This is a genomic window from Sorangium sp. So ce362 (genome assembly GCF_051519845.1).
GTDB lineage: Bacteria > Myxococcota_A > Polyangia > Polyangiales > Polyangiaceae > Sorangium.
The window spans coordinates 5,433,589-5,458,439 of the sequence record NZ_CP150332.1 but is presented as its reverse complement, the minus strand read 5'-3'; the positions used below and the strand labels follow the sequence as shown (position 1 = coordinate 5,458,439).

General features: G+C 70.5%; 19 protein-coding genes and 1 pseudogene. 15 read left to right on the top strand and 5 right to left on the bottom strand.

Features of this window, described 5'->3' with window-relative positions:
* Positions 1-20 precede the first annotated feature (20 nt).
* The gene (locus WMF17_RS21225) at positions 21-1,091 is read right to left on the bottom strand and encodes an endo alpha-1,4 polygalactosaminidase (protein ID WP_437650935.1); all 1,071 of its coding nucleotides are present in this window, start codon (positions 1,089-1,091) and stop codon (positions 21-23) included.
* 254 nt (positions 1,092-1,345) lie between these two features.
* Between WMF17_RS21225 and WMF17_RS21220 the strand changes: the two genes are divergently transcribed.
* The 5 genes from WMF17_RS21220 to WMF17_RS21200 all read left to right on the top strand — a co-directional run bounded on the left by WMF17_RS21220 (position 1,346) and on the right by WMF17_RS21200 (position 6,122).
* Positions 1,346-2,803, top strand: a complete 1,458-nt coding sequence (locus WMF17_RS21220; RefSeq protein ID WP_437650933.1) for a sigma 54-interacting transcriptional regulator — start codon at positions 1,346-1,348, stop codon at positions 2,801-2,803.
* Positions 2,804-2,936: 133 nt separating this feature from the next.
* Complete coding sequence (locus WMF17_RS21215) at positions 2,937-3,422, top strand: acyltransferase (protein WP_437603902.1); 486 nt, start codon at positions 2,937-2,939, stop codon at positions 3,420-3,422.
* Positions 3,419-4,648 carry a glycosyltransferase family 4 protein gene (locus WMF17_RS21210; RefSeq protein WP_437603901.1) on the top strand — a complete coding sequence of 410 codons (1,230 nt, stop codon included), beginning with the start codon at positions 3,419-3,421 and terminating at the stop codon, positions 4,646-4,648. Before WMF17_RS21215 ends, WMF17_RS21210 begins: the two co-directional genes overlap by 4 nt.
* A 22-nt stretch (positions 4,649-4,670) precedes the next feature.
* On the top strand, positions 4,671-4,895 hold the full coding sequence (locus WMF17_RS21205; protein ID WP_437603900.1) for a DUF2188 domain-containing protein: 225 nt from the start codon (positions 4,671-4,673) through the stop codon (positions 4,893-4,895).
* Between the two features lie 99 nt (positions 4,896-4,994).
* Positions 4,995-6,122 (top strand): SMP-30/gluconolactonase/LRE family protein, encoded by a 1,128-nt coding sequence (locus WMF17_RS21200; protein ID WP_437650931.1) that lies wholly within the window; start codon positions 4,995-4,997, stop codon positions 6,120-6,122.
* 181 nt (positions 6,123-6,303) lie between these two features.
* Here WMF17_RS21200 and WMF17_RS21195 read toward each other — a convergent pair whose 3' ends face one another.
* From WMF17_RS21195 to WMF17_RS21180, 4 genes are read right to left on the bottom strand one after another with little or no spacing between them, the layout of a single operon-like run.
* A complete protein-coding gene (locus tag WMF17_RS21195; protein ID WP_437603898.1) occupies positions 6,304-7,158 on the bottom strand; it encodes a formylglycine-generating enzyme family protein in 855 nt (284 codons plus the stop codon).
* Entirely contained in the window at positions 7,158-8,075 is a 918-nt protein-coding gene (locus WMF17_RS21190; RefSeq protein ID WP_437603897.1) for a hypothetical protein, read from the bottom strand. Before WMF17_RS21190 ends, WMF17_RS21195 begins: the two co-directional genes overlap by 1 nt.
* A gap of 4 nt (positions 8,076-8,079) precedes the next feature.
* On the bottom strand, positions 8,080-9,717 hold the full coding sequence (locus WMF17_RS21185) for a serine/threonine-protein kinase (protein ID WP_437603896.1): 1,638 nt from the start codon (positions 9,715-9,717) through the stop codon (positions 8,080-8,082).
* 57 nt (positions 9,718-9,774) lie between these two features.
* Positions 9,775-10,170 carry a VOC family protein gene (locus WMF17_RS21180; RefSeq protein ID WP_437650929.1) on the bottom strand — a complete coding sequence of 132 codons (396 nt, stop codon included), beginning with the start codon at positions 10,168-10,170 and terminating at the stop codon, positions 9,775-9,777.
* A gap of 1,114 nt (positions 10,171-11,284) precedes the next feature.
* Between WMF17_RS21180 and WMF17_RS21175 the strand changes: the two genes are divergently transcribed.
* The 10 genes and pseudogenes from WMF17_RS21175 to WMF17_RS21130 all read left to right on the top strand — a co-directional run bounded on the left by WMF17_RS21175 (position 11,285) and on the right by WMF17_RS21130 (position 24,846).
* Positions 11,285-11,437, top strand: a complete 153-nt coding sequence (locus tag WMF17_RS21175; RefSeq protein WP_437650927.1) for a hypothetical protein — start codon at positions 11,285-11,287, stop codon at positions 11,435-11,437.
* 181 nt (positions 11,438-11,618) lie between these two features.
* Entirely contained in the window at positions 11,619-12,485 is an 867-nt protein-coding gene (locus tag WMF17_RS21170; RefSeq protein ID WP_437603894.1) for an alpha/beta fold hydrolase, read from the top strand.
* A gap of 682 nt (positions 12,486-13,167) precedes the next feature.
* Positions 13,168-13,410, top strand: coding sequence for an ABC transporter substrate-binding protein (locus tag WMF17_RS21165; protein WP_437603893.1), 243 nt, complete (start codon positions 13,168-13,170; stop codon positions 13,408-13,410).
* A gap of 17 nt (positions 13,411-13,427) precedes the next feature.
* A pseudogene (locus WMF17_RS21160) lies at positions 13,428-14,077 on the top strand (ABC transporter substrate-binding protein).
* Positions 14,078-14,132: 55 nt separating this feature from the next.
* Positions 14,133-14,930, top strand: a complete 798-nt coding sequence (gene ntrB, locus WMF17_RS21155; RefSeq protein WP_437603892.1) for a nitrate ABC transporter permease — start codon at positions 14,133-14,135, stop codon at positions 14,928-14,930.
* Positions 14,931-14,935: 5 nt separating this feature from the next.
* On the top strand, positions 14,936-15,766 hold the full coding sequence (locus tag WMF17_RS21150; RefSeq protein ID WP_437650925.1) for an ABC transporter ATP-binding protein: 831 nt from the start codon (positions 14,936-14,938) through the stop codon (positions 15,764-15,766).
* On the top strand, positions 15,763-16,644 hold the full coding sequence (locus tag WMF17_RS21145; RefSeq protein ID WP_437650923.1) for an ABC transporter ATP-binding protein: 882 nt from the start codon (positions 15,763-15,765) through the stop codon (positions 16,642-16,644). The genes WMF17_RS21150 and WMF17_RS21145 overlap by 4 nt, the downstream gene beginning before the upstream one ends.
* A gap of 352 nt (positions 16,645-16,996) precedes the next feature.
* Positions 16,997-22,057: an AAA family ATPase gene (locus WMF17_RS21140; RefSeq protein WP_437650921.1), complete on the top strand. Its 5,061-nt coding sequence runs from the start codon at positions 16,997-16,999 to the stop codon at positions 22,055-22,057.
* A 177-nt stretch (positions 22,058-22,234) separates the two neighbouring features.
* Positions 22,235-23,269 (top strand): sugar-binding protein, encoded by a 1,035-nt coding sequence (locus tag WMF17_RS21135; protein WP_437603888.1) that lies wholly within the window; start codon positions 22,235-22,237, stop codon positions 23,267-23,269.
* 53 nt (positions 23,270-23,322) lie between these two features.
* Positions 23,323-24,846 carry a sugar ABC transporter ATP-binding protein gene (locus WMF17_RS21130; protein ID WP_437650919.1) on the top strand — a complete coding sequence of 508 codons (1,524 nt, stop codon included), beginning with the start codon at positions 23,323-23,325 and terminating at the stop codon, positions 24,844-24,846.
* The last annotated feature ends 5 nt before the right edge of the window (positions 24,847-24,851 follow it).

Here is a 24,851-nt window from a genome sequence, read left to right as displayed (position 1 = left end):
CGGGGGGCGGCGCGGGCGGCTCAGGGGCAGGCGATGCGCCAGGCGTCGAGATCGAGCTTCTTGATCAGCGTCGAGAGCCCGAGCGGCTTGGTGGCGGCGCAGACGGCGTCTGCCCTCGACGCGGCGACGTACTCCGCGTGGAAGACCGCCTTGCCGGCGCGGATGAACGGCGTGAGCATCTCGCACTCGTCGTACGCGTGGCACTCCTCGTTGAGCGCCCAGTCGAAGTCACCCACGAGATCTCTCACCTGATCGAGGTCGTTCTTCAGCCCGATGGACAGCCCGCGCGCGTGCGCCTCGGCGGCCAGGAAGCGGTTGTAGTCGAGCTGCGTCGCCGCGGTCAGCGGGAAGCCGGGACGGTTTGTGTAGCCGTCGACGTTGTCGGGCTCCACGCCGTCGCAGCGCTTCGTCACGGCCAGGTCCAGCCGGGCCTTCATGATGTCGCGCACGCCGGCGCTGCGGGTGTCGAGCCACCGCTCGCCGGGCCAGCCGTCGAGCGGGTTGCCGAGCGCCGCGGCGGGGAACTCCGGCGCATCGCTGCGCCAGTCCTCGTGGCTCCCCCCGCTGAAGTAACAGACCACCTTCTTCCCGGCCGCGCGCAGGGCGTCGATCGTCGCCTGCGGGGCCTCGAAGAGGTCGATATCGTACATGGCGACGTCCAGGCTGGTGTCGATGGTGCCCGTGAGCTGCCATTGCCACGTCGTCCCCGGGGCGGGCACCCAGACGTCGCCGCCCGTGGAGCCGCCGCTGCCCGTGGAGCCGCCGTTGCCGGTGGAGCCGCCGCTGCCGGTGGAGCCGCCGCTGCCGGTGGAGCCGCCGCTGCCGGTGGAGCCGCCGCTGCCGGTGGAGCCGCCGCTGCCGGTGGAGCCGCCGCTGCCGGTGGAGCCGCCGCTGCCGGTGGAGCCGCCGTTGCCGGTGGAGCCGCCGTTGCCGGTGACCGCAGCGCCGCTCGCCGCCGAGGCGACCTCCGCGCCGGCGCCCGGATCTGCGTCGCACCCGGCGGCGGCGAGCGCGACGGTCAAGCACACGGCGACGTGGCGCAGCGCGCTGCGGCGCGCGAGAACGGACGCCGGACGGCTGGAATAAGTCATGGGTTCTCTCCTCGGTTCGTGCGTTCGTGAAGCTGGGCGCACGGCGGTACGGGGTGTCTCTCGACGCTCCGCGGTCCCCGCGATGGCTCCCGGCGACGGCGGTTCCCGCATCGTCTCCGTGCGCGCTGGAGAGGCACTGCAAGGCGAGGGCCAGCCCACGCTCCTCGTTCGCCACGCGCTCTCGCGCCCGTGCCGCGCTGCGCCGTTGCTGAGCGTTGCGCAAGCGTCGTACACTTGCGCAACCTTCGAACGGCATGACGGAGCGAGATCCTCGTCGACAGGCAGCCCCTCCGTCAGGCGAGGCGCCGCCGCCCCTCGCGGCCGAGGTCGCGACCGAGCTGGAAGCCGCGGAGGGCGCGCTCGGCGGCCGGACGCCCCAGGGGCAGGCGTCGCTCATCGTCCGCGCCGCCGACGGCACGGCGCGGGTGATCGACCTGACCGAAGGCGACGTCGTCGCGATCGGCCGCGCGCCGGAGTCCGCGGTCTGCGTCGACGATCCCCGCGTGTCGCGCAACCACGCGATCGTCGCGCGGCACGGCGACGCCCTCGAGGTCGTCGACCGCGGGAGCCGCAACGGCACCTCGGTGAACGGCGCCGTCTTGCGCAACGCCGCGCGGGACCTCGCCGGCGGCGACGTGATCCGCATCGGCCCGGCCGAGATCGTCGTCGCGATCGCCGCGCCTGCGCGCCTTCCGCCGCTGACGCCGCCGGGGTCCGCGCCGGCGGCGGAGGACGCGCTCTCCGGCGCCGGCTTCGTCGTTGCGGACGAGGCGATGGTGAAGGTCTTCCAGGTGGTGCAGCGCCTGGCGCGCGCCCGGACGACGGTGCTCGTCCTCGGCGAGACGGGCGCGGGCAAAGAGGTCGTCTCGGAGCAGATCCACCGCGCGAGCCCGCGCGCCGGCGGCCCGTTCGTGCAGCTCAGCTGCGCGGCGCTGCCCGAGACGCTGCTCGAGAGCGAGCTCTTCGGCCACGAGAAGGCCGCGTTCACCGGGGCGGATCGCCGCAAGATCGGCTATTTCGAGGCGGCGCAGGGCGGCACGCTGCTGCTCGACGAGATCGGCGAGCTGCCCCTCGCCATGCAGGCCAAGCTGCTGCGCGTGCTCGAGAGCCGGCGCATGGCCCGGATCGGCGGCACGCAGGAGCTCGAGCTCGACGTGCGCGTCGTGTGCGCCACGCACCGGGACCTCCAGGCCGAGGTGGCGGCCGGGCGCTTCCGGCAGGATCTCTACTATCGCATCAGCACGTTCGTCCTCCGCGTGCCGCCGCTCCGCGAGCGGCGCGCCGAGATCGCGCTGCTCGCGCACCGCTTCGCGCAGCAGATCGCCGAGCGCATGGGGGAGCGGGCGCCGCGCTTCGCGCCCGCCGCGATGCAGGTGCTCGAGGCGCACGCGTGGCCCGGCAACCTGCGCGAGCTGCGCAACGCGGTCGAGCACGCTGTCGTGCTGGCCGAGGCCGGCGTCATCGAGGTCGAGCACCTGCCGGCCTCGGTGGCCGGGGCCGGCGCGGCCCCCCCGAGCGCGGGCGCGCCGGCCAGCGCGGGCGCGCCTGCGGAGGACGCGTCGATGCCGGCGCGCCTCGCCGAGCTGGAGAAGAAGAGCATCGAGGACGCGCTCGCCGCCGAGGGCAACAACCAGACGCGCGCGGCGAAGCGGCTGGGCATCTCGCGGCGCGCGCTGCTCTACAAGCTGGAAAAGTACGACCTCCGGCGGTGAGCGCGGGCGATCGAGCACGAGGGCCCGCAGGGACGAAGGGCGGGGGCGATACTCCCAGGAAACGGTCATGAGGATAGTAAAGAATTCCATCGCATACAAATCATGCTCTGTGCTGAGGCTCGCCTTCGCAAAGATGGTTCACGGGCGGAGGCTGGAGCTCGGGGGCGTGGGGATGCTCGGGGAGAGCTGCTACGTCCTCGTCTCGCCCAGGGGGACGCTCAAGCTCGGGAGAAAGGCGATCCTGGGCGACCACACGGAGCTGCAGGCTGACGGCAGCCTGACCATCGGAGACAACTTCGTCATCAACCGGTACTCCAGGGTGGTCGCGTTCGAATCCATACGCCTCGGGAACAACGTGACCATCGCTCAGCACGTGGCGATCGTGGATCACGATCACAACTACACGATGGAGGGCGACCGATTGCTCCTGAAGGGGTACAGCACGTCGCCCATCGTGATCGGAGACAACGTCTGGCTCGCGGACAAGTGCACTGTCTTGAGGGGGGTCACCATCGGCAGCAACGTCGTCGCTGGAGCGAACACCCTGATCAACAAGGATGTTCCATCCAACTGCGTCATCGGCGGTGTTCCGTTCAAGATCCTCAAGGAGCTCAAGTGAGGACGATCCTCCTGTTCGGCCCCGTGCTGTCCAAGCTCAAGAACGCGTACGGGGGCGGCACCGGCGGCTACACGCGCAACATGTCGGTGTACCTGAACCATTTCAGGTCCGATGAGTTCACGATCGTCCCGTGCTTTCACACCGTGAGGGGCCAGTACGACTTCGGTCCATTCACCGCTCCCGCGCGGCTTGCCAAGGACATCTCCGCCTTCATCTCCGGCCTCGTGAAGGCGAGGCCAGACGGCGTTCATATCCTCGCGCAGTACCGGGGGGCGATCCCCCGGGAGTTCGCCGTGGTGCTGATCTCCAGGATGCTCGGGAAGCCGGTCCTGTACGAGATCAAGGCAGGGGCCTTCATGCAGTGGTACAGCAGCACGAACCCTCTGTCGCGGCGCCTCACCGATTTCTGCCTGAAGAGCTCCAAGGTCGTCCTCGCCGAGGGGAGCGTGTACCTCGACTTCGTCAAGGAGACGTTCGGGAAAGAGGCGCACTATTTCCCGAACTTCATCCCGACGGAAGAGATCCCCGACGAGGTCGCCGACAAGCTGAGAGATGAAGAGCTCAAGGTCCTGTTCGTGGGGTACTGCTACAAGGACAAGGGCGTCTACGAGGTCGTATCGGGCTGCGAGGAGGCCGCCAGGCAGGGCACCAGGATCCGCCTGACCATCATCGGGAAAGAGCACGATGAATTCACGCGGTGGATGGACTCCAGAGCCGAGCAGCCCAACCTGAAGATCCAGCGCCTTGGATTGCAGCCGCACAAGGAGGTGCTGCGGCATTTCAAGCTGAACGATATCTTCTGCTATCCCACGAGCCACAAGGGGGAAGGGCACAACAACTCCATCAATGAAGCGCTGATGATGGGGCTCGTGATCATCACCACCAAGAAGGGCTTCTTGGGGGATATCCTGAGCGATGAGAGCGCATATTTCCTGAAAGAGGTGTCCACCAGCGAGGTCGGCGAGGCGATCAGGGCGATCGACGGGCAGAGGGAGGTCGCGACGAAGAGGTCGAGCAACGGGAGGAGGCTCTTCCAGGAGAGATTCACCAGCGAGGTCGCCTTCGAGAAGCTGAGCCGCTGCTACGAGGAGCTGGTACGTCGTTCCCCGAGGGCGAAGGACGGGGGTGAGCCGTCACGATCCGGCGCTTGCGCGGGGCGCAGCTCGACCGATGGTTCGGCGAAGACGGCGGCGTCGATCGCTTGCGGATCGCGCGCGCCGCTCTAGCTTTCTGGCGAGAGGTGGCGCCATGATGAGGAAATTCTCGTATCACGTCCTGCCGGATCGCGACGGCTGGGGGTGGATCGTCGCGGCCGAGGGGTACGAGGCCCGCTCGCTCCCGTACGGCACGAAGGAGGAAGCGATCGAGGTGACGGAGGGGCTCGTCCGCCGTTACCCGGGCAGCACGCTCGTCGTCGACGAACAGCCCCCGCGGCTCACTCCGATCGAGCTCGATCACCGGCTCGCGGCGTGATATCCGCCCATCCGATCTCGCCCGGCTCGGGGTGAATGTCGACGTCGGGCGGGTAAACCCATGGTCAATTCGCCTCCATCGTCCTACCCTCGGAGCATCATGAGACTTCACTGCTTCTACTGGGTTGGATTTGCGGTATTGGCAAGCTTCGTCGGATGCAGCGACGCGGCAGACACCGAGCAGCCCTCGCCGCAGCCGGCCGGCAGCGCGGGAGGAGCCGGGGGAGGCGCGGCTGGCACCGGCGGCGGGGGCAGCACCAGCACCAGCATCAGCACCAGCAGCGGCAGCAGCAGCAGCAGCAGCAGCAGCAGCGGCGGCAGCAGCAGCAGCACAGGAGCCGGAGGCGCGGGCGGGGCGGGAGGCTCCGCCGGCTCGGGCGGGGCGCCCTCGGCGACGGCGTGCCCCGAAGGGCCGTTCCCGGCGCCGGAGGCGCTCACATCCACGGCTGTCTGTGCGGGTTTCCGGTACAACTACGGTTACAACGAAGGCCCGACGTGGATCGCCGCGCAAAACGCGTTCTTCTTCACCAACTTCGTGCAGCGCGCCGCTGGCAACAATTTCACCGGCGACATCATCAAATATACGCCTGGCGGCGGCTGCGAGGTGTTCATCTCGGACGTGGGCGTGAACGGTCTCGCGGTGTCGATCGACGGGAATTTGCTGGGCGCGAGCCACAAGACCCGCTCGATCAGCTCGTTCGACGTCGCCACCAAGCAGGTGACGATCCTCTCCGACATGTACATGAACCAGCTGCTCGACTCACCGAACGATCTGATCGCGCACAAGAACGGCACGATCTATTTCACGAACCCGACCTATGAGGTCGGAAATCGCCCTCCCGGCGTCGGGCGCGCGGTATTCAGGCGAGATCCCGGGGGGGCGTTGTCGATCATCAAGCAGGGCGGCGGCCAGCCGAACGGCATCGCGCTATCGCCCGATCAGACCCGGCTCTACGTGGTGAACGCAGGCCTCTACGATGTGGACGCGGCCGGCGTGACGTCGAATCAGCGCAATTTCCCGCTCAACGCCGACGGCATCGGCGTCGACTGCGACGGCAACGTGTACCTCTCGGGCGGGACCATCCTGAACCCCGAGGGGCAGACCATCGGCGACTTCCCCGGCGGCACCAACCTCGCGTTCGGCGGCGTCGACGGCAAGACCCTCTTTGTCGTCGGCGGCGGGACGGAGGTGCACGTCGTGCAGATGAACGTGCCGGGGCTGCCTTGATCCGACCCTCCGCGCAGCGCGGCGACCCGAGCGGATCCGCCTGAGCGCCCGGTCCTTCGGCGGGGCCGAAAGCGGGGAGGGCAACTCGGCTAGGCCCTCCCCGCGCCGCGCCGCGCGACGACCGCGGGCTCCTCGGGGCTCGCCTCTCGGGGAAGCAGGGGCGAACGTGGGCGACGCGGCGCTAGCCGCTGCAGCAGCGGAACCCGATCGTGGGGTCCGTGTCGGCGCGTTCGCGCGCGTCGCGCGCGTCGCACCGGAGCTCGTCGAGCGAGTCCCCGCTGTCGAACGCTCCGCCCCGCGTCCTGCAAAGGTCGCCGGAGCCGGTGTCGCCAGAGCACGCGTCTTCCCACTCGCGGACGTTGCCGCTCATGTGCTGCAGGCCGAAATAGCCGCCCTCGCACGCCATGCTGGCGTCGTCGCCGACCGGCACCGTCGCGTCCCCGTCGCCGTTGCACAGCTGCGCGTCGAATTCACCCGTGGCGTGAGAGCGCGCGCCGCCCTCGCTGCACGCCTCGAACCACTCGCCTTGCGCCGTGTCGCCGCCGTACGGCAGCGGGCCGCCGTGGACCTTGCCGCAGAGGTGCTTGCCCAGGCTCTTGCAGAAGGCGCGGGCGTCGCACCAGTCGACGCAGGAGGCGGGGTGCCGGTCGTCCTCGCGGCGGGTCGTGCACACCTCGGGCGCGCCGGGGCCGGTGTCGAACGCGAAGCTGTCGTTGAACAGACAGAACGGCTCCTGCGCGGCGACGTCCGGCTGCGTGGCCAGGAAGGCGCGGTAGGCGGCGTTCGACACCTCGGTCTGGTCGATGCAGAACGAGCTCTCGATCGTCACCATGGCGGCGGGGCACTGGCACACGCGCGCGGCGCACGAGGCCGTCGCGCAGTCGGCGTCGGCCTCGCACGGCTGGCCGTACAGACACGAGGCGTTCCCGGCGCCGGGCTCGCAGGTGAGGCCGTGCAGCGGGCGCACCAACGTGCACGCCGAGACGAGGGCGGCCGCGAGGGCGGCCGCGGCGGCGTGGGCCGGCCGAGGACGCATCAGAAGGCCCCTTCGATGCCGGCAGCGTTCCCGGCGACGAACGGCCGGAGCGCCGGCCCGGGCGCGCGCGCGCCGGCCTTCGGCGGCCTCGCCGCGGCCGGCCGGGTCGCGTAGAACCACGCCGCGGCCCCCAGCGCGACGACGCCCACGCCGAGGCCGATGTCGGCGACCGCGTGCTGTACGCGGATGGCGCGCACCTCGTCGGCCGCGCAGCGCGGGGCGCACGTGGCGCGCAGGTCGGCCTCGGCGCTCAGCGAGTGCGCGCCGGCGACGGCGAACACGGCGAGCCCCGCGGCGCCGACGGCGCCGGACGCCCACACGAGCCCGGGGATCGCAGGCGAGGCGGGCGGCGGGGCGGTAGGCGAGGCGGGCGGCGGCGCGGCAGGCGGCGGAGCAGGAGAGGCCGGCGCGCCGGCCGAGGGGGCGCCCAGGGTCACGGTGAGCGCGCGGTTCTTCTCGCCCTCGCGGATCAGCACACGCTCCTCGACCGCGGGGCCCCAGGCGGGCTGGTACCGGAACGTGTGCGGACCGGGATCGACCGGCAGCGCCTTGCCGTCGAGCGCCGCCGCGAGGAGGCGGCCATCCACGAGCACGCGCACGTCGAGCCGCTCCCGCCCGTGCGCGTCCCTCGCGGCGATGACCACGGTGGGGAGGCTCTTCTCGACCTCGGCGAGCCATGGCCCGCAGTCGGCCACGGCGGCCGCCGGGCAGGTCGGCTGCGAGCACGCGATGAGCGCCTCCCGCGCCGCGAGGAGCTTGCCGTCCCGACGGAGGCCCTGCGCACGCTCGTAGGCGGCGGCGCACGCCCGCTTGTGAGGCTCGGCGCGGGCGCGGGCGCCGGTGAGCGCGAGCGCCGCGGCGACGGCGACGGCGAGCGTGGGCGCGGGCCGTGCGCGAGCGGGAGAGGAGGCGTTCATCGGGTCACATGCACTCGGGCTTGAGCCGGCGTATGCCGGCCTTGTCCACGGTATAGGGCGGGGAGCAGCGCTGGGCGGCGGCGCTGGCTGCGCGCGGCGTGGGCGCAGGAGCGCGCGCACCCGCCGCCGGGCGTGCCGGCTTCCGGGCGGGCGCGGTCACGGCGGCGCTCGACGCCGGCGGCGGGCTCGGCGAGCTTTCCGGGCCGGGCGCCGGCGGTCCTGGCGAGCTTTCCGGGCCGAGCGCCGGCGGTCCTGGCGAGCTTTCCGGGCTCGGCGGCGGGGCGGGAGCGGTGGGCGTCGCGCTCATCGCGCCCGGCGGGCTTGGCGCCGGCAGGGCTGGGGTCGGGGGCGCGCTGGTCACGCCTGGCGTCACCACCCCCGTGCCGGTGGGCTGCGCCGCGGGCGCGTGGGCCGCGCGCGCTGCGTCCTCCGGCCCGGGCGGGCCGCGGCGCGCCCACTGCGCTGCGAGCGCGGCCGCGCTGCCGAGGAGCACCACACCCACCAGCGCGAGGGCCGGGCGCGCGCGCTTCGACATCGCGGCGGGCGGGACGTCGCGCGACGCGCCGTCTCCCGGGGAGAGCGCCATGGAGAGCCCGCTGGACGTCGCGGACCCAGGCGGCGGCGCCGCCGCGCTGCCCGGGCCCGCCGCCTGGGCGTCTTCCAGGCCCGCCGCCGAGGCGCTCTCGATCTCCGCGACGCGGGCCGCCCGCCGCGCGAGCGCGTCGCCGGCGAGCTCCTCCACCCACTCGCCCACCGCGCGCGGCGACGCGAGCGGGACCGCGTCCTCGATGGCGATCGCGAGCTCGCGGGCGGTCGGGTAGCGGCCCTCGGCGTTCCGCTCGAGCGCCCGGAGCACGATCGGGTCGAGCGCCGGCGGCACGTGCGCCGCGAGCGAGCTCGGGGGCGGGATCGGCCGCTCGAGCACGGCCCCGATGAGCGCGGCCTCGTCGCCGCCGTCGAACAGCCGCTGGCCCGCGAGCGCCTCCCACAGGACCACACCCGCCGCGAACACGTCGGTCCTCCGGGTCACGTCGGCGCAGAGGATCTGCTCGGGTGACATGTAAGGCAATTTACCTTTCAGCTGCCCGCCGCGGGTGGTGCTGAGCCGCCCGCGCGCCTTGGCGATGCCGAAGTCGAGCAGCCGCGCCGTCCCGTCGACGCCGACGAGCACGTTCTCGGGCGAGACGTCCCGGTGCACGATGGCGAGCGGCTCGCCGGACTCGCTGTGCGCCTCGTGGGCCGCGTGGAGGCCGTGGAGCGCTCCGCACGCGATGCTCGCGACGATCGGGGCCGGCACCGGCGCGCCGCGGGCGCGCGCCGCGCGGAGCAGGCGCGCCAGCGACTCGCCCCGCACGTAGTCCATGACCAGGAACGCCTCGTCCTCGGCGATGAGGAGATCGAGCGTGGCGACCACGTTGGGGTGCTGGATGCGCGCGACGATGCGGGCCTCGCCGCGCAGGCTCTCGGCGATCTCGGGCGCCTCGGCGAGCTGGGGGTGCAGCCGCTTGATGGCCACGGTGCGCGCGAAGCCCGCCTCGCCGACCAGCCGGCCGAGGTGCACGGACGCCATCCCGCCGGACGCGATGGGGCTGTACAGCAGATATCGCCCGATTCGCCTGGGCTGCGACGGCGCCGACGACATGCCGGCGCGATGATACACGAGCCCGCGCGGCCGCGTCCCCGGTCGTCGGGCGGGGCGTCAGCCCGGCAGGGGCGTGCTCGGCTCGACGAAGCAGAGGCGATAGCCGTCGGGGTCGGTGACGACGACCTCCCGCGTATGCCACGGCTGGTCGCGCGGCCCGTCGACGCCGGCGCCGGCCGCAGCGGCGCGCGCGGCGATCGTCTCGATGCCGAGGTCGCCGGTCGCGCTGAAACAGACGATCACGCCGAGGCCGCGCTGACCGGCCAGCGAGACACCCGGCGGCGTCGCGATGAGAAAGAGATCGGCATGGCGCGCCCAGCGCAGGTGGACGAACACCGGATCCTGGTGAGCTCGGGTGAAGCCGAGGAGCTCGTAGAACGAGGCGGAGCGCTCCGCGTCGGCCACGAGAAGCTTGACGTAGGCGGACATCACGTAGGGATCGTCGCTGTGCATGGTGGCTGGGCGCGAAGGTGCGCCGCGCCGGGTCGGAAGGCAAGCCGCGAGACGCGGGCGGAGCAGGCGTCCGCGAGCCCGGCGGGCGCGGTCAGCTGCCTCTGTCCTGCTCGCTGCTTCGACGCCGGGCTCGTGAGCGCGCGGAAGGCCCGCGGTGGGATGTGTCGAGTCTGCTGCCTGCGCGCGCGATGGCATGCTGTCTGTGGGGCGCGGGGCGATGGGATTGATTCATCGGCGCGGAGGATACCTTGGCTGTGGGGCGACATGGCGGAGGCGCGACGGACGAGCGCCGCGCGCTCTCGATCGACGCCGGCTCGTCGTCCAGCCATTCGCAGCGACGGCGTCTTGTACTCGGGGCGCGGATCCTCGTCGTGACCCGGCAGCGGCGGCCGCTTTGGCATCGGGTACGCCATGCGATCCGTGTAATCGCTCTCGGGCACGTGGCAGCGCGAGCACTTCGCCTCGTCGCTGCGGAAGATCTCCCTGCCGCGCTTCACCCGCTCGCCCGACGCCCCTCTCGAGGCCGCGGTGCTCGCGAGCCAAGTCGCCGGCACGCGCTGCTCGGCAGACCCTATCGCGCGGCTTCCTCGGTGCTGAAGCGGAGGGTCCAGGGCGGCCGGCTGCACCGAGATGGGCAGTCGCGGCGCTCGAACCGTTGATCCGGGGGAGTTGATCCGGGGGAGAGGAGAGCTTCGTCGCCCTGGGGCGCCGGACCCTGCAACGTCACGGGGACCGGCTCTCGCCGCCGTCGTGCCGGACGGCCCCGGCCGTCAGGGAGGCAGGCTGAGCCGTCCAGGCACGGCAACCCACGCAGACAAACAAAAAGGCAGCGCCGCCGGGGCCTCAGGGGGGGCGAAGGCCGCGCCGGCGGCGCTGCGGTCCCATGAAGCACTGAATATGCCATCGGGAACTTTCCCTAAATTGCGTCGATGCGTCACGGACATGCCCTCTCGCGTTTCGATTTTGCAACGCGACCATCTCATGAGTGCACGATTGTTAGATCTCTTTCCTTACTAAGAAAGTTCGTCCAGGACGCAATATTGTCCCCCCATTTCGCTCTATGTAGTCGTCCGCCGATCTCGTCCTCCACAGGCGGACCGACTGCAGCAAGAACGTGAGCGAGATCAGCTGCCTGGACGTCGGCAACTCCGGAGACACCGAGTCGATCCCCATGGATGTGACTGCGGGGACTCCGATCGACCTCTTCGTCGACAGCTACAACAACGTCTCTGCCGGCTCGTTCGAGCCGAGCATCACCCCGGATTGACCTGTTGACCCGGGCCGTCCCCCCGGAGGGCCGGCGCCGGGAGGCCTCCATGACACTCCCCGCAGGAGCCGGCGCGGGCGTGGGATCGAGACCTCGATGTCGAGCGAGTTCACGGCGTTGCTCCCATCGTCGCTCCGCGGCGTTTGATCCGGGCGCTCGAGCGAGCTATCGCTCCATGCCCATGACGACAGCACCCCTGGTGGGCCACGGCGGCCCGGACGGCGCGCAGACGCCTCGGCTCATCGAGGTGAACGGGGCCCGCCTCGCCTGTGCGGAGGAGGGGCAGGGCTCCCCGGTGGTGTTCCTGCACGGAGCGGCCTCGGACCACCGGATGTGGGACCGGCATCGCGCCATCGTGGGCCAGCATCACCGGGCCATCGCCTACAGCCAGCGCTATTTCGGGGCTGGCGCGTGGGGGTCGAGCTGGCCTCCGCTCGGCGTGCAGACGCACGCGGACGACCTTGTCGCGCTCCTTCGCGCCCTCGACGCGGGCCCCGCGCACCTTGTCGCGTGGTCTTACGCCGGCCATGTGGCCCTGAGCGCGGCGCTGAGCCATCCAGCGCTGATCAGGAGCGCTTTCGTCTACGAGCCGGGCGTGCCCTCGTACGTCACCGATCCCGCCGAGCTGAGCGCGCTGGGGGACGACATGAGCGCCATGTTCGGCCCCGTCTTCGGGGCAGTCCAGCGCGGTGACAGCCAGGAAGCCGTGAGGCTCCTGCTGGATGGCTCGGGCCAGCGCGAGGGCTATTTCGCCGCTCAGCCCGCGGAGCGGCAGGCCGTCTACCTGGATAACGCACGGACCATGCCGCTCCTCCTGTCGCAGCCCCAGCCCCCGGCCATCACGTGCGGCGACCTGGCCAGCCTGAAGGTGCCGGTCACCGTTGCGTACGGCGAGCTCTCCCGGCCGCTGTTCAGCGTGGTCTCCCGCGCGGCGGCCCGCTGCATCCCCGGGCAGCACCTGGTGGTCCACGGGGCCACCCACATGTGGCCCGAGGAGGACGCGGCGGCGTTCTGCGCCGCGGTCCTGGGCTTCATCAAGGAACGCTGATGGCCTGAGCCCGCGGGGCGCGTTCACCAGCGCGTCCAGCGGGAGATCCGCTTCGCGCGCGTGTGGCCGCTGCAATCGTTCGAGAGCCCGTACGACGTCGCGGCCGCGGTGTTCACGTGCGGCCCCCAGCCCTCGTCCTCGATCGGCTCGTCGGCATCCGCGCCGAGATTGTAGACGAAGCAGTGCCCGTCGTGCTGCGTGACGCCCGCATAGACGCTCGCGCAGTTGCCGTCGCTCTTTGTGTCCGCGTCGAGGTCCGGCGACGACCACCCGGTGGCGAACTGCCACGAAAAGAGCTCCTCCTCCTCCCCGGCGACGCGGATCGGCGTGAGGAGGTACGCGCATCAATTCGAATGCAGAAAAAACATTCCACAGAAACTTGATTGAAACACGCACCCATGCATCGTACTTGGCGGATCATGGGCCCATGTAGGGTTGATGTCATCCAGGGCAAACTCCCGCTGCGCGATCGATCTCCTCCCGCCGATCCGCTGCGGAGCTGGCCTGGCCCACCGTCGAACGAACAGGCGATTTCACGGACGGCGCCCCCGGAGCGCAACCCGTCCGTTCTGCCCTGGCCGGCGGGCGCGTATCTCTCCACGCGCCCGCGGCCCTGCGGTCATTCACAGCAAAGGACGATCGAATGAAGAGACGAGAACCTTCGCGTGAGGCACCGAGCGCCATGCCCCTCGAACGCCGGCGCTTTCTCGGCGACGCCCTCGGGCTCGGGGGAGCAGCGCTCCTCCACGCCTGCGACTCACGCTCCGGCGAGCCGGGGCCGCCGGCGGCCAACGCCGCGCCCCTCGTGGCGGCCGCCGACAGGCCGGAGGTGTCCGAGCTGCGCTTCGGCATCATCGCGCTGACCGACTGCTCGCCGCTCGTGATCGCTCATGAAAAGGGGTTCTTCAGGACGTCGCGCTCGTGACCATCCCGCCCGCGCAGATGGTCGCCAACATGAAGGTGGGACAGATGGACGGGTTCTGCGTCGGCGAGCCGTGGAACGCCAGGGCCATCGCCGATCAGATCGGTTACACGGCCATCACCACGCAGGAGCTCTGGAAGGACCCCCCGAGAAGGTGTGCGCGTTCACCGCGGAGTTCGCCGACAGGAACCCGAGGACGGTGAAGGCGGTGCTCAAGGCGCTCCACGAGGCGAGCGTCTGGCTCGACAAGCTCGACAACCGCCCCGAGCAGGCCGACATCGTGTCGAGGCCGACGTACATCAACTGTCCGCCGGAGCTCATCCTGGGCCGGCTCCAGGGGCATTACGACTACGGCGACGGTCGCAAGAAAGAGGACAGGGACTACATGATCTTCAGCGACCGGGGCTGCAATTACCCGCAGGCGAAATACGCGCTCTGGTGGCTCAGCCAGTTCCGCCGCTGGGGCATGGTGGAGGGGAAGCCGGACTACGAGGGGGTCGTCAAGCAGGTCATGCGCCCCGACCTTTACGAGGAGGCGATGAAGGAGCTCGGGGTCCAGCACGGCGGCCCGAGCGACCAGCCCGAGACGCTGTTCGACGGCGTGACGTTCGACCCGAAGGACCCGGAGAAGTACGCGACGTCCTTCCCGGTCAACGCCCTGAAGGGATGAACCCCCACATCGCCGGGGGCCGACGGAAAGCGCGGCGGCGGCGGAGGAGTGCTGCATGAGCGAGGCGAAAGCGATCTCTCCGAGGATTCGAGTCGACAAGTTGATCCTGCCCCTCGTCGGGGTGGCGTGCGTGATCGGGCTATGGGCCATCGCGAGCAGCCTGTGGACCCAGGCGCTGCCCTCTCCGCTCAAGACGTGGGAGGTGAGCAAGCCTTACATCTTCGAGCCGTTCGAGAAGCGGGGAGAGCTCGACCAGGGCATCCTCCGCTTCACGTGGTACTCGCTCCAGCGGGTCGCGAAGGGCTACACCCTGGCGATCCTGCTCGGGATCCCCATCGGCTTCTTCCTCGGCGCCTCGAAGCTGTTCAGGACGAGCTTCGATCCGATCATCCAGATCCTCCGCCGGGTCTCCCCGCTCGCGTGGCTCCCGCTCGGGCTCGTGCTCTTCCAGAAGCCGGACCCGGCCGGCGTCTTCACCATCGCCATGTGCTCGATGTGGCCGACGGTCCTGAACACAGCGCTCGGGGTGCGGTCGATCCCGCAGGATTACATGAACGTCGCCCGGGTGCTCCGGCTCTCGCGCATGAAGACGCTGATCAAGGTGCAGCTCCCCGCCGCGCTGCCGTACATGTTCACGGGCTTCCGGCTCAGCCTCGGCATCGCCTGGCTGGTCATCGTCGCCGTGGAGATGCTGACCGGCTCGCCCGGGGTCGGCGGCTTCCTCTGGCAGGAGTACAACAGCCTCATCTACGAGCACATCATCCTGTGCATCATCACCATCGGGCTCGTGGGCTTCCTGCTGGACGCGCTCATGAGCCTCGTCGAGCGCAGGCTCAAGCTGGCGGGAGGGTGACGGCCATGGCGCTCCTCGAGCTGCGCAACGTCGGGAAGAGCTACGGCGCCGGGGCCACCCGCGCCGAGGTGCTCAGGGACATCGACCTGGAGATCGAGAAGGGCGAGTTCGTCGCCGTTGTCGGCTACTCGGGGGCCGGGAAGACGACCCTCATGTCGCTCATCGCCGGGCTCCTGCAGCCGGATACCGGGGTGGTGACGCTGAACGGGAAGGCGGTCGAGGGGCCGGGGCCCGACCGCGGCGTCATCTTCCAGAACTACTCACTCCTGCCCTGGCTCTCCGTCTACGAGAACATCCATCTCGCCGTGGACCAGATCTTCTCGTCCTGGCCCGCGGAGAAGAAGCGGGAGCACACCGAACGAACCATCGCCATGGTGAAGCTCACCCCGGCCCGCGACAAGAAGCCGGCGCAGCTCTCCGGCGGCATGCGCCAGCGGGTCTCGGTGGCGCGGGCGCTCGCCATGGAACCGGAGGTCCTCCTGATGGACGAGCCGCTCGGCGCGCTCGACGCGCTCACGCGCGCGACGCTGCAGGACGAGATCGCGCGGATCTGGCGGGCGACCCGGAAGACCGTGCTCCTCATCACCAACGACGTCGACGAGGGCATCCTCCTCGCCGACCGGATCGTCCCGCTCAGCAAGGGCCCGGGCGCCACGCTCGGTCCCGGGGTGATCGTCGATCTCGAGCGCCCGCGGGATCGCAGGGCCATGAACCACGATCCGCGCTTCAAGGAGATCCGCGGCGCCGTCATCAACTACCTGCTCGGCCCGGGCGCCGGGCCGATGGCGGGCAAGGGCGTGTCCGGCGCAGCGCGGGAGGCGGAGGCAGTCGCATGAAGAAGTATCTCGAGATCTGGAATGTCACAAAGACGTTTCCCACCCCGAAGGGGCCTGCGATCGTCGTCCGGAACTTCGACCTGAACCTGAAGAGGGGAGAGTTCCTGTCGCTCATCGGCCACTCCGGCTGCGGCAAGTCCACCGTGCTGTCGATGGTCGCGGGCCTGAGCGAGATCACGAGCGGCGGCATCGTCCTCGCGGGCAGGCAGATCCACGGCCCCGGCCCGGACCGCGGGGTCGTGTTCCAGTCGCCCTGCCTGCTGCACTGGATGACGGCGCTCGAGAACGTCCTGCTCGGGGTGGAGCAGGTCCACCGGCAGAAGAGCAAGAAGGACTGCATCGAGATCGCGACGCACTACCTCGATCTGGTCGGGCTCGAGGAGTCGATGCACAGGAAGCCGCGCGAGCTGTCCTCCGGGATGCAGCAGCGCGTCGGGCTGGCGCGCGCCTTCGCCCTGTCGCCCAAGATGCTCTTGCTCGACGAGCCCTTTGGCATGCTCGACTCGCTCACCCGGTTCGAGCTCCAGGAGGTGCTCATGAACCTGTGGGCAGAGGACCAGAAGACGGCGCTGATGGTCACGCACGACGTGGACGAGGCCCTGTTCCTGTCGGACCGCATCGCGATGATGACGAACGGCCCGGGGGCGCGCGTGGGCGAGATCCTGGAGGTGCCGTTCCCGCACCCGAGGGACCGTCAGGCGGTGCTGGAGGACCCGATGTACTATCCCCTCCGAGAGCGGCTGATCACGTTCCTCGAAGCCCAGGCGCACAAGGACAAGCCCGCCGTGGACGCCGCGCTCGAGCCCGCCCCGGAGGCCGCGGTGAAGACGGGCCGCTTCTGGACCGCGCTCTGGAAGGGGAGCAGGACGTCGGCGTAGCGTCGCAAGGTGGATCGCTCGCCTCCTGTCCCCCGCGAGATAGCCCACAGCGCATAGCGCGCCGCGACAGGGACGCGGCGGCGCGCAGCTCCCGCGGCGCGCCCGTCGCCGGGCACGACTGCCGAGCCCGGTTCGAATAAGAGAGCTGGGACACAAGGACCGCAAAATCTCGACGAGATACGAATGGACGCCCACAGTTCGATGGGGAGCCGCGGACCAGCGGTCTAGACAGAATCCGCCCACGGTGCGATCCTGCAAGACCACCGTCCGTCGTGTCTGCTCGGCGTGAGCGGCAGTGTCGGCCGGAGGTCCAGCGCCGTGGCGAGGTGAGATGCTCTCCGCAACCTGTACTGTGAGCCAGCAGATTTACAGCGACTCGAGCATCGAGGTGTTCGAAGGCACCTGGGGCGACCAGCGCAAGCCTGCTGTCTTCAAGGTACTGAAGAGCGAGTTCCCGAGCTCGCGCGAGCTCGCGGCGCTCCGGCACGAGTACAACGTCCTGTGCGAGCTCGACGTCGAGGGCGTCGTCAAGGCGTACGGGATCGAGAAGCACAAGAACGGCCTCGCCCTCGTGCTCGAGATGCCGAGCAGGACGACGCTCCACGACCTCCTGCGCGCCGGACGGCTGGAGCTCAAGGCGGCCCTGACGATCGCCCGCTCGGCGGCCCGGATCCTCGACGAGATCCACCGCCGCAAGGTGATTCACAAGGACGTCAAGCCGCACAACCTCCTGGTCGATCCGGACACGCTCGATGTCCACTTCGTCGGCTTCGGCATCGCCACGCTGCTCCCGCAGGAGACGCAGCAGGCGGTGAGCCCCGAGGCGCTCGAGGGGACCCTCGCGTACATGTCGCCCGAGCAGACCGGCCGGATGAACCGCGTGATCGACCGCCGCACCGACCTCTACTCGTTCGGCGTGACCCTCTACCAGATGCTCACCGGCGTCCTGCCGTTCAGCGAGAGCGATCCGATGGATCTCATCCACGGCCACATCGCGCGGACGCCCGTGCCCCCGCCCGAGCGGGTTCCGGACATGCCCGAGGCGGTGTCGCGGATCGTGATGAAGCTCCTCGCCAAGAACGCGGAGGACCGGTACCAGAGCGCCTTCGGCCTGTTCGCCGACATCGACGCGTGCCTCCGCCAGCTCTCGACCTCCGGCGCGGTGGCGCCCTTCGCGCTCGGCGAGCGCGACATCCCGGACACGCTGCGCATCCCGCAGAAGCTCTACGGCCGCGCCGAGGAGGAGCGCGCGCTGCTCGCCGCCTTCGAGCGCGCCGCAGGCGGGGAGGGCGAGCTCCTCCTCGTGTCGGGGTACTCGGGCATGGGCAAGTCGGCCCTCGTGAACGAGATGCACAGGGCCATCGCCCAGCGAGGGGGCTATTTCACCGCGGGCAAGTTCGACCAGCTGAACCGCGGCGCGCCGTACACCTCGCTCGCGCGGGCGTTGCGCGAGCTCGTCCGGCACATCCTCACCGAGCGGCCGGAGCAGCTCGCGCGCTGGAGCGCCGAGCTCGGTCGCGCGCTCGGCACGAGCGGGCAGCTCCTCGTCGACCTGATCCCGGAGCTCGAGTGGATCGTCGGCCCGCAGCCCCCGGTCCAGCAGCTCGCGCCGGCGGAGTCGCAGGGCCGCTTCCACGCGATCTTCAAGGCGTTCGTCCGCGTCTTCGCGACCGCCGAGCACCCCCTCGTCCTCTTCCTGGACGACCTGCAGTGGGCCGACCCCGCCTCGCTCAAGCTGCTCCAGGTCCTCGCCGCGGATCCGGAGCGCGGCCACCTGCTCGTGATCGGCGCCTTCCGCGACAACGAGGTGTACGCGGCTCACCCGCTCCGCGTCGCGCTCGGCGAGATCGAGAAGGCGGGCGCGCCGCTCCGCGAGCTCAGGCTCGAGCCGCTCGCCCTCGCCGACGTGGCCGACCTGCTCTCGGACGCGCTCTCCGCGTCCCGCGCCGAGGTCGAGCCGCTCGCCCGCGTGGTGTTCGACCGGACCCAGAGCAACCCGTTCTTCGTGCGGCAGTTCCTGGTCTCGCTCCACGCCGAGGGCCTGCTCCGCTTCCACGCGGGCGCCTGGACCTGGGAGCTCGACGGCATCCGGCGGCGCACGGTCACCGACAACGTCGTCGAGTTCATGGCGCGCAAGATCGAGGAGCTCGATCCCGAGCTCGTGCGCGTCCTCCGGCTCGCGGCGTGCATCGGGCACGAGTTCGACCTGCGCACGCTCGCGGTCATCAGCGAGCGGCCGCCGCACGAGACCGTGTCGGCGCTGTGGAGGATCCTGCAAGAGGGCCTGATCGCGCCCGTCGACGCCGACTACCGCCTCGCGCACGCGACCGACGGCGAGGCGCAGACCGGCGTCGACTGGCGGGTCAGCTACCGCTTCTTGCACGATCGCGTCCAGCAGGCGGCATACTCGCTCCTCGGCGAGGATCACAGGAGAGAGGTCCACCTCAGGATCGGGCGGCTCATGCTCGCGAGCAGCGAGGGCGCCGCGCGGGAGGAGGCGCTCTTCGACATCGTCAACCACGTCAACATCGCGGCGCCCATCGTGACCTCCCCCGCGGAGCAGGCCACGGCCGCCGAGCTGAACCTCGCCGCCGGCAGGAGGGCCAAGGCGGCCACCGCCTACGAGGCCGCCGCCGGCTATTTCCGCGCGGGCATGGGGTTTCTGCCCCGCGGCGGCTTCGACGAGCACTACGAGCTCGCCCTCGCGCTCCACAGGGAGCGCGCCGAGGTCGAGTCGCTGTGCGGCGCGTTCGAGGAGGCCGAGCGGCTCTGCGCCGCGGCGCTCGCCCGCGCCCGGACGGCGATGGACAAGGTCTCGATCCACCTGGTCCAGGCGAACCAGTACTTGCTCCAGTGGCGCAACCACGAGGCGACCCTGGTCCAGAAGGCCGGCCTGCGGCTCCTCGGGTGCCCCATCCCCGAGGACCGGGACGAGGTCGCCGCGCTGCTCGAGCGGGAGCTCGAGGCGGTGCCGGTCCTCCTCGGAGGGCGGAGCATCGAGGAGCTCGCCCACGCCCCGAGGACGACGCGCCCCGAGCACCCGGTGACGCTGGAGCTGCTCGTCAACCTGTTCTTCGGTGCCTACAACTCGAGCGATCAGACGCTCGCGAACCTCGCCATCGTGAAGATGGTGACGCTCTCGCTGCAGCACGGGAACAGCGATATGTCCGCCTTCGGATACGTCGCGTACGGCATGGTGGTGGGCCCGCTGCTCGGCGAGTACGAGACGGCCTATCGGTTCGGCCGGATGGCCATCGAGCTCGCGGACCAGCTCGACAACCTCGTCCTCCGGGCCAAGACCTACCACATCTTCTCCGCGGACGTGCACAGCTGGACGCAGCCGCTGCGGAGGGCAGATCCCTATTACGACCGCGTCTACGATCTCGGGCTCCAGGCCGGCGACTGGACGGCCATGGGCTACATGATCAGCCAGAGCGGCGCGGACCGGCTCACCTACGGGATGCCCCTCGCGGAGCTCGCGCAGCTCACCGACACGCACCTCGCGTTCCTGCGGCGCGCCCGGAGCCAGGACATCATCGATATCCTCCTCGCGGGCGTGATCCAGCCCCTGAAATGCCTGCAAGGGCTCACGAAGAGCCGCCTCAGCTTCGACGACGGCGCGTTCGACGAGGCGTCCTACACGGCGAGGCACGGCGGCTCGCCCTACCACATGGGGTGGCTCTTCTACGCCAAGATCCGGAATGCCTATCTGTTCGGCGACAGGGCGAGCTTCGCCGATCTGATGCCGAAGCTCGCCGTGATCGAGGGCGCCTTGCCCACGCACGCCAAGGTGCCCGAGGCGACGTTCTATGCGGGGCTCATGCGGATCGCCGCGTGCGAGAGCGCCGAGGGCGCCGAGCGGCGGGAGCACGAGGAGCACCTGGAGCGGCTCCTCGTGCGGATGAAGCGGTGGGCCGACGCCGGGCCGGACAACGTCCTTCACAAATACCTGCTCCTGCTCGCCGAGCAGGCCCGCGTCGAGGGGCGGAGGGCCGAGGCCATGGACCTCTACGAGCGGGGGATCGAGGCGGCGCGGCAGGCCGACTACATCAACAACCAGGCGCTCGGCAACGAGCTTTACGGCAGGTTCTGGCTCGCCCAGGGCAGGGCCGAGTTCGCCGGCATCTTCCTGCGCAGGGCGCTCTATCTGTACGAGCGCTGGGGGGCGAGCGAGAAGGCCGAGGCGCTGCGCGAGGAGCTCGCGCCGGCCGTCTCGTCGGCCGAGGGCGGGCCTCTCGCGCTCTCGCCGACGAGCACCGCGCCGCGAGGGCTCGCCGCGGGGGAGAGCTTCGATCTCGCCACGGTCCTCGAGACAGCACAGGCCATCTCGCGCGAGATCGTGCTGGACAAGGTGCTCGATCAGGTGCTGCGCATCGTGATCAAGAGCGCCGGGGCGAGCCGGGGGTTCTTGATCCTGTCGCGCGGCGAGGTGCTGACGGTCGAGGCGATGATCTCGGTCGACCCCGACACGGTGAGCCTCGGGCTCTCGATGCCGCTGGAGGCGCGCCTCGATCTGGCCCGCTCGGTCGTGCACTACGTGGCGCGCTCGCGCGAGGCGCTCGTGATCGGGCGCGCGACGGACGATCCGCGCCTCGCCGGCGATCCGCACGTGATCGCGCGCCGGCCGAGATCGATCCTCGGCTTGCCGCTCCTGCACCAGGGCCGGCTGAGCGGCGTGCTGTACCTGGAGAACCACCTCGCCGAGCACGCGTTCACCGCCGATCGCATCGAGCTCTTGCGGCTCCTCTCCTCGCAGGCCGCGGTGGCGGTCGAGAACGCGCTGCTCTACACCGGCCTCACGGCCGTGAGCGCCGAGCTCCGGGCGGCGAACGAGCGGCTGGAGCGGGAGGTGCGGGAGCGCACGGAGGAGCTCTCGCAGGCGAACGAGCGCCTCTCGGCGCAGGGCGAGGAGCTCCGGGAGACCAACCTGCGCCTCGTGCACGAGCTCGGCGAGCGCGAGCGCGCCGAGGAGGCCCGCGCCCAGCTGCATGAGGAGGTGATCCGGTTCCAGCGGGCGAAGATCTCGGAGCTGTCGACCCCGCTCGTGCCCATCACCCACGATGTCATGGTCATGCCGCTCATCGGCACGCTGGACGAGGAGCGCTCAGAGGACGTGCTGCAAACCCTGCTCGACGGCGCGGCCAGGAGCAGCGCGCGCGTCGTCATCATCGATGTCACCGGGATCAAGGGGGTCGATCACCGCGTGGCGAGCGCCCTGATCAACGCGGCGAACGCCCTCCGGCTGCTCGGGGCCCAGGCCGTGCTGACGGGCATCCGCGGCGAGGTCGCCCAGGCGCTCATCCGGCTCGACATCGACCTGTCGCGCATCGTGATCCGCGGGACACTGCAGAGCGGGATCGCCTACGCCGTCGGCCGATCGGGCGGCGCGAGCCATTCGGGGTCGCGTGTGTAGGGGCTCGCCGGATGTCCCTACGTCGAATCGTGTAGACAGCTCTGGAGCGGATGGCGCATCATGAGCTCGCCAGTCCGTCGGGGGGTGCCTGTTTCATCGTGCGCCGTGCGGTCGCACGAGGCGTCCGGATCCGTCGAACAACAGGGCGGCTCCTCGCGGGTGGAGGGGGTGAGGCGTATGGTCCATAGAATCGGTCGGTTCATCGTCGGGGTCTGCGTGGCGGCGGGGCTCGCGGCCCTGGGCTGCGACAACGGCAGCGGCGCGCCGGGCGCGCCGGCAGAACGCGGCAAGCCGAAGCTCGCCTACATCACGAACGGGGTCGCCCCGTTCTGGACCATCGCCGAGAAGGGCGTCATCGACGGCGCGAAGGAGTACAACGCCGAGGTGAGCGTCGTGATGCCGAGCGACGTGAACGACCAGATGCAGCGGGTCGAGGATCTCTTGATCCGCGGCGTCGACGGCATCGCGATAAGCCCCATCGACGCGGAGAACCAGGTCCCGCTGCTCAACAAGGCGGCCGCCAAGACCAAGCTCATCACGCAGGACTCGGACGCTCCGAAGAGCGAGCGGATCGTGTACATCGGCATCGACAACTACGTCGCTGGCCGGATGGCGGGGCAGCTCGTGAAGGAGGCGATCCCCGGCGGCGGCAAGCTGGCGATCTTCGTCGGGCGGCTCGAGGGGGACAACGCCCGCAAGCGCCGCCAGGGCGTGCTCGACGAGCTGCTCGATCGCCCGGACAACAGCGCCGGGAACGACCCGCTGAACCAGGAGCTGAAGGGGGCGAAGTACACCGTCATCGCGACCGTGACGGACCAGATCGACGCGGCCAAGGCGAAGAGCAACGCCGAAGACATGATGTCGGCGCACCCGGACCTCGTCGGCCTCATCGGTCTGAACGCGTACCACACGCCGGCCTTGCTAGAGGCGCTCAAGCAGGCGCGGAAGATGAGCGCGATCCAGGTCGTCGGCTTCGACGAGCAGGACGCGACGCTGCGCGCGATCCAGGACGGCGAGGTCGTCGGCACGGTGGTGCAGAACCCGTACATGTACGGCAAGGAGTCGGTGCGCGTGCTCGCGGCGCTCGTGCGGGGCGACAGCTCCGTCGTGCCCCCGAACGAGTTCATCTCGCTGCCGGCCCGGCAGATCCGCAAGGGCAACCTGGGCGAGTTCTGGGCGGATCTGAAGCAGAAGGCAGGCAAAACCGAGTGAGCCCTCGGGCGGGCCGCGCGGCGCGCCGCCCGGGCTGACGACCCCTGAAGCGAATGAAAGCCTCCTCGCCCGACCTGGACGCGACACCGCTGCTCGAGGCGCGCGGCCTGACCAAGCGCTTCCCCGGCGTGCTCGCGCTCAGCGACGTTCACGTCGCGCTCGGCCGCGGCGAGGTGCTCGGCATCGTCGGCGAGAACGGCGCTGGCAAGAGCACCCTCATGAAGATCCTCGCTGGTGTCGAGGCGCCCGACGCCGGCGAGATGCGCCTCGACGGGCGGCCGGTCGCGCTCGGCTCGGTGAGGGAGGCGCTCTCCCGCGGGATCGCGCTCATCCACCAGGAGCTCAACCTGGCGGAGAACCTCGATATCGCGGCCAACATCTTCCTCGGCCGGGAGCCGCGGCGGGGCGGCTTCATCGACGAGGGCAGGATGGAGCGGGAGGCGCGGGCGATCATGGCGCGGGTCGGCCTCGCGTGCTCGCCGCGCGCGCTCGTCGGCGGCCTGTCCCTCGGGCAGCGTCACCTCGTGGAGATCGCGAAGGCGCTCTCCGCGAACGCCCGGGTGCTCATCATGGATGAGCCGACGTCGTGCCTGTGCCCGCACGAGGCCGAGGTCCTGTTCCATGTGGTGCGGGAGCTCCGCGCGGGCGGCATCGGCGTCGTGTACATCTCTCACCGCCTCGGCGAGGTGACGGCGCTGTGCGATCGCGTGCTCGTGCTGCGCGACGGCGAGAACGCGGGCGAGCTGCCGCGCGACGAGATGAGCCACGATCGCATCGTGCGGCTGATGGTGGGCCGGGATCTCTCCCAGTTCTATCCGCACGTCCCGCACCCGCCGGGCGCGCCGGTGCTCGAGGTCTCCGGCCTCCGGACGTCGCGGCACCCCGAGCGCGCGCTCTCGTTCACGGTGCGCGCCGGCGAGATCGTCGGCGTGGCGGGGCTCCTCGGCGCCGGGCGCACGTCGCTGCTCCGGACGCTGTTCGGCGTCACGCCGGCGGCCGGCGGCGCCGTGCGCGTGGCCGGGCGGGCGATCACCCCGCGCACGCCGCGCGACGCCATCGCCGCCGGGATCGGCCTGGTCCCGGAGGATCGCCAGCAACAGGGCATCATCCTGGAGATGGCGATCCGGGCGAACGTGAGCCTGCCGAGCCTCCGGAGGGCGCAGCGCTACGGCGTCCTCGACCGCGCGGACGAGCGCCGGATGTCGGCGGCGATGATCCGAGAGCTCGGCGTGCGGACGCCGTGCGACGTGCAGCCGGCGCAGCACCTCTCCGGCGGCAACCAGCAGAAGGTGGTCATCGGAAAGTGGCTGTCGATGTCGCCGCGCGTGCTCCTCCTGGACGAGCCGACCCGCGGCATTGACGTCGGCGCGAAGCACGAGATATACCAGCTGATGGAGCGATTGGCCGCGAGCGGCATGGCCACCCTGTTCGTCTCCAGCGACATGGAAGAGGTGATGGGCATGTCCGATCGGGCGCTGGTGATGCACGAGGGGCGCATCGCCGGCGAGCTCGGCCGCGCCGGGCTGAGCGAGGAGGCGATCCTGCAGCTCGCGACCGGCAGCGACGCCGCGGCGTGACACGG